Source organism: Desulfobacter sp. (genome assembly GCF_050177295.1).
Map to the genome: position 1 here is coordinate 1 of NZ_JBFXHE010000287.1, position 5,768 is coordinate 5,768.

Here is a 5,768-nt window from a genome sequence, read left to right on the forward strand (position 1 = left end):
AAGCATTGAGTGCGACGTGGCCGAATTTTTAAATACACTTTTCGTCCAAGAATCGGCAAGTGCCTAATCGTTATCCATTCATCATAACCGATAAAGCGTTGAGTTTCTCTTCCACATTTTCTGCAGATGCCCTTTTTTTTCGTACTCTGAAGTTCAATGACATAGTTTCCTTTGCTATCGCGGGATACATTCAAAATTTCAACATCAGGCAACTCTAAATCTAATTCAATCCCATATGACACTGTTCCATTTGTTGTGAATAAAAAATTGACTATTATTTCCGAATTAAACTCAAATTACAACCACGGAAAATATCGGAGAGCCAATTTTTTCAACAAAAAAAGGACAACAAAGCTATCGGCCCCGCCGAAATAAGGCGGACTTAAACCTAAAAAGTGTAGCTTAAAAAATGTCAAAATCAGTCTTGACATGGGGTCCACTTCATCGCATTAAAGATGAATGCATGGGAAAGGGCAACATACATGCTCGTATATTGCCCTCATGCTTCCATCACCGGCTACGGCGCTCGGGTTGCTTTCCAGCATTGCCCTATCCTCCGAGCTGGCGGACAAAAAAGATCATAGGAGAGAATTTTTTCAACAAAAAAGGACGACAAGGCCATCGCACCCGCCCCAAAAAAGACGGGCTTCAACTTTTAACGGAATCAAGACATAAATATGCAGAAATTTTTAATCGATAAAGAGGCGTTAAGCGCAGATAAGGCTGTAATCCATGGTCAGGATGCAAAACATATATGCAAGGTGCTCAGGCTTAAACCCCAGGATGCCATTTCCATGACCGATGGTCATGGCACTGATTATACAGGTTGTATAGACCAGGTCTCTCCTGAATTTGTGCAAATTTCCATTCTAAGTGAAAAAAAAAGCCTCACAGAATCGAATCTTGATCTGACCTTGTGTACTGCCATGCTCAAACACAACAAGATGGATGAGATCATCAAGCAGATTACCCAGCTCGGGGTAACCCGTTGGATTCCTTTTTATTGTAAAAGATCCATTCCATTGTCAGGTCAAAATCGGGAGAAAAAACAGATTGAGCGATGGCAGACCATTGCCAGGGAGTCTTTGAAGCAGTGCAGACGATCTAGTCTTGTTAAAATTATGCCGCCCATGGATTTTCAACAGGTTCTGGTATTTTCAAACGGCTGTTCACACAGATTTGCCTTCTGGGAAGCGTCGGACCGCCCCCTTGCCAGACCGGTCCCTGGAGAGAATAACGATGCTGTTGTCCTGATCGGACCAGAGGGCGGTTTTGAAGAAGAAGAGATCAGGCATGCCGTTGAATTAGGCTTTATGAGCTATTCCCTTGGGCCCAGGATTTTAAGGGCAGAAACAGCAGCGGTATGTGCCTGCGGTTTAATCCAGTATCTGCTGGGTGATATGGGTGGATGCTGAAAATTATTCTTAATACTCGATATTCGAGTTTTTTTTAGTTGACTTTTCAAGAGTACTATTTGTCAAGGCTTTTCATGGTTTTTTAACTTTAAATTGATTCTGAAAGACTTCTCAAAAAAAGCTTGAAATGCCCGTCATTTGGTAATTTTCAAAAGTCAAGAATTAAAAACTTGAACATCAAGTAATACTTTTCTAATTTTTTGCTTGACTTGAATGGGTAAAGAACATATAAAAGCTGCGTTATTTGATGTGCCCAGGTAGCTCAGTCGGTAGAGCAGGGGACTGAAAATCCCCGTGTCAGCAGTTCAATTCTGTTCCTGGGCACCACGATTATAAAGGCTTTCGGTTTTTAAGGACTGGAAGCCTTTTTGATTATGTAAGCGCTATGTAAGTACCTTGCACATAAAAAGCAGAGTTTCTTCCTCCCCCAAAAGGGAATTTTTAGACTCCGAAAAAAGAGTTTTGGGACTCCATAAAAGCCCACACAAATGACGCACGAGTTTGCATAAAATCATGTAAATATTATGGAGGATATAACATTGGAACGAAACTGGGATGTAATAAGGGAAATACTGCTTAAGATTGAAAAACAGCCAATGGTAAAAGGCTCATTAACCTTGTCAGATTTCGAAAATAAAGACCCATCAATAATATCTTACCATGTACAAATTATGCTTGAGGCTGGGTTGATAAATGGCAGCATGTATGGTGAAATGGTTGATATTGACGGATTTTCTATTGAGAGGATGACATGGGAAGGTCATGAGTTCTTAGATACCATACGAAACGACTCCGTATGGTCTAAAGTCAGGAAAAAATTCACAGAAACAGGCATATCTATGACTCTTGATCTTGTTAAAACATTGGCAATAAAGGCGTCTTCTTCAATTCTTATTGGGTAAAAATTCTGGAAGCGTTACTTTGCCGACACAAAATCAACATACGACCCACCAGGTAAGTCTGTCCTGTCCAGAGGGTGCGCTGTTGAAGAATTTTGTCTACCTATGCGGTAAAAGCGGCAAATTCCCTTATGCAGAACAACATCTCGAAGACCGCAATTAAAAGGAGAGTTCCGGTTATAATAAATACACTCAGAGGCAGCGCACCGAATGATCCCAAGCATCTTTAAAAGTTCTTTCGGGTTTGATGTGGATGCTTCGAGGAGTTTTGTTACTATGCTAAGTTCTTTATTTGTATATTGTTTTGTATCCATATCTTCCAATGTCGCCTCTCTATTGATAAGACCATTACTTCTTGCTTTGCATTGTGTAAGGTAAAAGGTCCCACCCGGCCCCAATCGTTTACCGGGCAGGACCACAGCCGTTAGATAACGGCCTGATTCACTCTTTTTTGAAACTGCTGTGGGGATTCATCCCAAGTCCGTGTGTAGACCTTTTTGCTGGGTCCAGAGCCGTGAATGGTTTCAGACGGTTTGATTCCGTTCAAGGCCAGCCAAGCCAGGGCAGTTTCATGATCGATTTCACGCCATTTGGTTGGTCGTTGCATCCCGGTCCATGCGTTTACGATCCATCTGCCGCCAGGAGTCCGGAAAAGCTTTTCGTGATCATCAGGGTTCCCGGTAGCCAAAGAATAAACATTATTTTCATCCATGGCTTCAACAAAACTCTCTGCGCCGGCAAGGTCGATTGTTTGGCCGGTCTCTGTGATTGTAACTATCATTATTTCACCTCCTGTTTCTTCGGTAACCGGTCAGACAGCGCGACATTTAAAGACCGACGTAACCCACGTGTTACGCGACGGCAGCGTTCCCGTGCTTCTTCCATCGTTCGTGCATTCCGATTTTTGGTTTGGTAAAAAGTCGGGAAAAATTTTTCCGTAAAAGCGAACTCAGCTCGGCCTATAATATCTTCCGATACGATCGGGATCAGTGACCCACGGACAGAATCCAAGAGGAATTTATCACCCCTTTGGGCAGCATCCATCAAAATTTGTGCGCGTTCTGCTTTGTCTACACCCAAGAGCAGGCGTCTGACTTCCTGGCCCTTTAATTCGGCTAAAATAGGGTCAGACACCTTTGATTTTTCGGCAATGTCAGCCTGAATCCGCTCCACCTGGCCTTCCAATTTTTTCTCAAGCTTGGCAAGCGCCGGTTCCATTTTAGCGTTGAAATCGGCTTCGGCTTCCAAGGCGATCATGCGTTGGCGCTCCGTCCGTATGCCCTGCGGTACGTCGGGGTCAATTGTCTGCGCTCTTTCATAGGCGGCGTTGACGCTGTGGATCTGTTGCTTCAAATTGTAGAATAATTCCCCGAACACTTTTGTTTCATCTTCGTTATTGGGGTCCACCATCGGGTTATCTGTCTTGGAAATGATTTGGTCGTTAAGACCAAGGTAAAGATCTGTCATTTTTAAAATCCTTTTTTAGTGGTTATTTCTGCGCGCTGCCATTGCCAACCAACACCGGTACTGGTGCCGCCTGTCCTGGCTGTTTTTTGGGTAAAAGTTCAAGCGCTGCTCTTAGCGCCCTGGTTTCAAAAACCTGATATATTTCATCAGGCTGTCTGTGGATCTCCTGGCCGAACACTGTAAATTTTGTTATTGGCAAGGGTTCTGCATCAACCCGGCTGCAATTTTCCGTGTAAATTATCAACACTTCGGGTGGCAGGTCTTCATCTGTGCCGAAATATTTTTCAAGATTCTCAACTCTTTTGACCATCGACATAGAAGTCTCCCTTCTCACTGGCATGCACGGGTGCCAGCCGGTGGGCGAACAATACCGGCTTGTATCCGACTGGCTTACCTTTGCACGCTGCCAGGAGCGCCCGGTCCTTGAGGTCGTCCTCAGATTCGCCGGCCAGCCGAAAGAGACCACCCACCTCGACGACGGGGAGTTCATTGCCATGGTCGTCCTTCGCCCGGTCAAAACAGGCAATGATACAGGTCTCCGGTAGTTCACCCGGCTTCATGATATCCCCCCTGGCCTGTTCCAAACGATCCAGCCGGTTTTCAAAATTTCTTTTCATTTCCGTTTTCCTTCATGGTTTTTTCCAATTGACTGATCCGCTGTTCAAGGTCTCCATCACGAATGACGTCTTTCAAGACCGATGCGCCATGGAAAAGCGCCCTGGCCCGGCCTTCCGGCATTTCGTCCCGATAAAGTTCATTGAGTACCTTGCCCACAAAACGCCTCAGATCGCTTAAACTTTTTAAACTCAAGCCTCTTGCCATGGTTCTTCACTCCTAACTCCCCGGTATTGTTCAACTATTTGGTATTGTTCGTTTTTGTTCATTTTTTTAGTGCGTTTTCCGGGTTTTTAAGCCCATTCAGGCGGTCAATGTCCTCCACCAGGAGCGACGTCTTACCTATGAGTTTCAGCAATGTTTGCTGAAGACTTTCAAGAGATCCACCAGTGGGCAAGGCGTTAAAATCTTGCTTGATGATGCCAAGGCGGTGGTTGATTAAATCTGTTAATTGTTTAGTGTCCATTAGTTTAAATTCCTTTTTATTTTTAGCCGTGCTGTGTGTGATCCGGTTTTTCGGTTTTTCGATTTGGGGAATGGTTTCTTTGTCTCGACAACCCAGGGGGTAAAAATAGGTAAACCCAATAAACTAATAAAACCAGAGAAACCGAGAAAACCAGTAAAACCCTTGGGAACTCTCTCTCTCAGCACGGCTAAGTCATCAAAAAGCCAATTTACCCATTTTCGGTTTGTTCGGTTTTTCGGTTTTTTACCCCTGGGGTCAAATTGCATCAGAAACCCCATAATTTAGGCGATAGATGTGTGAATTATTGACTCCAATTTCCTCATACCAGAACTGATTTTTGGACTTGTCCGGGCCAGTATGTTCAATCAGGGCCTTTCGAATTTTTGGTTTCGATATACCGGATCTGGCTGCAGCCTCAGTAATCAGGACAGTCTTTTGGTCAATACCTCCCTGGATGCACTCAATAATGGCATCCACAGCCACACGATTTTTTCTCAACTGGACATCAAGCGCGTGCTGCTGTTCAACTCTTTTCCGTTCCTCATCGTCAACAGTGGAAACAGAGTCGAGCCGGTCATAATATAAAGTTCCCGGCAAATAATTGTATTGATAAAATGCCTCAAGCGCCACGTCGCCACGGGCTTTAAAATTCTCAAACTTGACGGTCCTGGTGCCATCGTAATCTTCCTGGACTATATCCAGGGTGTATGCACAATCCGCATCATCAACCATGTCAGCAGTACCCGAGTAAATGACCTTTTTGTTTTCATCCCGGTGTTTGTTATAGTGTTCCAGAAAAATAAATTGGACTCTCTTGGAAGATGATTTATTATGTATTTTCAGGCAATAACGAATGCATAATAATCAGCTTTCAAGGAGACACTTATGCTATATTTTCGGTTAAAT

The 5,768-nt window shown here is 43.9% G+C and carries 10 protein-coding genes and 1 tRNA gene; 3 read left to right on the plus strand and 8 right to left on the minus strand.

All coding sequences use genetic code 11. The features are described from left to right. Positions 1–212, minus strand: a 212-nt coding sequence (locus AB7U36_RS16975) for a transposase family protein (RefSeq protein ID WP_428160878.1), incomplete at its 3' end; no start/stop codon positions are given. A 465-nt stretch (positions 213–677) separates the two neighbouring features. Between AB7U36_RS16975 and AB7U36_RS16980 the strand changes: the two genes are divergently transcribed. From AB7U36_RS16980 to AB7U36_RS16990, 3 genes are all read left to right on the plus strand, one after another. Further along, positions 678–1,415: an RsmE family RNA methyltransferase gene (locus AB7U36_RS16980; RefSeq protein WP_428160879.1), complete on the plus strand. Its 738-nt coding sequence runs from the start codon at positions 678–680 to the stop codon at positions 1,413–1,415. A gap of 251 nt (positions 1,416–1,666) precedes the next feature. Beyond that, positions 1,667–1,742: transfer RNA gene (locus tag AB7U36_RS16985), tRNA-Phe, on the plus strand. A gap of 197 nt (positions 1,743–1,939) precedes the next feature. Then, entirely contained in the window at positions 1,940–2,317 is a 378-nt protein-coding gene (locus AB7U36_RS16990; protein WP_428160880.1) for a DUF2513 domain-containing protein, read from the plus strand. A gap of 421 nt (positions 2,318–2,738) precedes the next feature. Here AB7U36_RS16990 and AB7U36_RS16995 read toward each other — a convergent pair whose 3' ends face one another. The 7 genes from AB7U36_RS16995 to AB7U36_RS17025 all read right to left on the minus strand — a co-directional run bounded on the left by AB7U36_RS16995 (position 2,739) and on the right by AB7U36_RS17025 (position 5,594). Next, positions 2,739–3,095 (minus strand): hypothetical protein, encoded by a 357-nt coding sequence (locus tag AB7U36_RS16995; protein ID WP_428160881.1) that lies wholly within the window; start codon positions 3,093–3,095, stop codon positions 2,739–2,741. After that, entirely contained in the window at positions 3,095–3,781 is a 687-nt protein-coding gene (locus AB7U36_RS17000) for a hypothetical protein (protein WP_428160882.1), read from the minus strand. The genes AB7U36_RS16995 and AB7U36_RS17000 overlap by 1 nt, the downstream gene beginning before the upstream one ends. Positions 3,782–3,803: 22 nt before the next feature. Further along, positions 3,804–4,097, minus strand: a complete 294-nt coding sequence (locus tag AB7U36_RS17005) for a hypothetical protein (RefSeq protein WP_428160883.1) — start codon at positions 4,095–4,097, stop codon at positions 3,804–3,806. Further along, the gene (locus tag AB7U36_RS17010) at positions 4,075–4,398 is read right to left on the minus strand and encodes a hypothetical protein (RefSeq protein WP_428160884.1); all 324 of its coding nucleotides are present in this window, start codon (positions 4,396–4,398) and stop codon (positions 4,075–4,077) included. The genes AB7U36_RS17005 and AB7U36_RS17010 overlap by 23 nt, the downstream gene beginning before the upstream one ends. Next, positions 4,382–4,603 carry a hypothetical protein gene (locus tag AB7U36_RS17015; protein WP_428160885.1) on the minus strand — a complete coding sequence of 74 codons (222 nt, stop codon included), beginning with the start codon at positions 4,601–4,603 and terminating at the stop codon, positions 4,382–4,384. The genes AB7U36_RS17010 and AB7U36_RS17015 overlap by 17 nt, the downstream gene beginning before the upstream one ends. Positions 4,604–4,661: 58 nt before the next feature. Continuing rightward, entirely contained in the window at positions 4,662–4,862 is a 201-nt protein-coding gene (locus AB7U36_RS17020) for a hypothetical protein (RefSeq protein WP_428160886.1), read from the minus strand. Between the two features lie 255 nt (positions 4,863–5,117). Beyond that, positions 5,118–5,594 carry a hypothetical protein gene (locus AB7U36_RS17025; RefSeq protein WP_428160887.1) on the minus strand — a complete coding sequence of 159 codons (477 nt, stop codon included), beginning with the start codon at positions 5,592–5,594 and terminating at the stop codon, positions 5,118–5,120. Positions 5,595–5,768: the final 174 nt, after the last annotated feature.

Coding starts and splice junctions, on each gene's coding strand:
- AB7U36_RS17005 (WP_428160883.1), bottom strand. CDS start 4,097: ATGTCGATGGTCAAAAGAGTTGAGAATCTTGAAAAATATTTCGGCACA.
- AB7U36_RS17010 (WP_428160884.1), bottom strand. CDS start 4,398: ATGAAAAGAAATTTTGAAAACCGGCTGGATCGTTTGGAACAGGCCAGG.
- AB7U36_RS17000 (WP_428160882.1), bottom strand. CDS start 3,781: ATGACAGATCTTTACCTTGGTCTTAACGACCAAATCATTTCCAAGACA.
- AB7U36_RS17015 (WP_428160885.1), bottom strand. CDS start 4,603: ATGGCAAGAGGCTTGAGTTTAAAAAGTTTAAGCGATCTGAGGCGTTTT.
- AB7U36_RS17025 (WP_428160887.1), bottom strand. CDS start 5,594: ATGGTTGATGATGCGGATTGTGCATACACCCTGGATATAGTCCAGGAA.
- AB7U36_RS16990 (WP_428160880.1), top strand. CDS start 1,940: ATGGAGGATATAACATTGGAACGAAACTGGGATGTAATAAGGGAAATA.
- AB7U36_RS17020 (WP_428160886.1), bottom strand. CDS start 4,862: ATGGACACTAAACAATTAACAGATTTAATCAACCACCGCCTTGGCATC.
- AB7U36_RS16995 (WP_428160881.1), bottom strand. CDS start 3,095: ATGATAGTTACAATCACAGAGACCGGCCAAACAATCGACCTTGCCGGC.
- AB7U36_RS16980 (WP_428160879.1), top strand. CDS start 678: ATGCAGAAATTTTTAATCGATAAAGAGGCGTTAAGCGCAGATAAGGCT.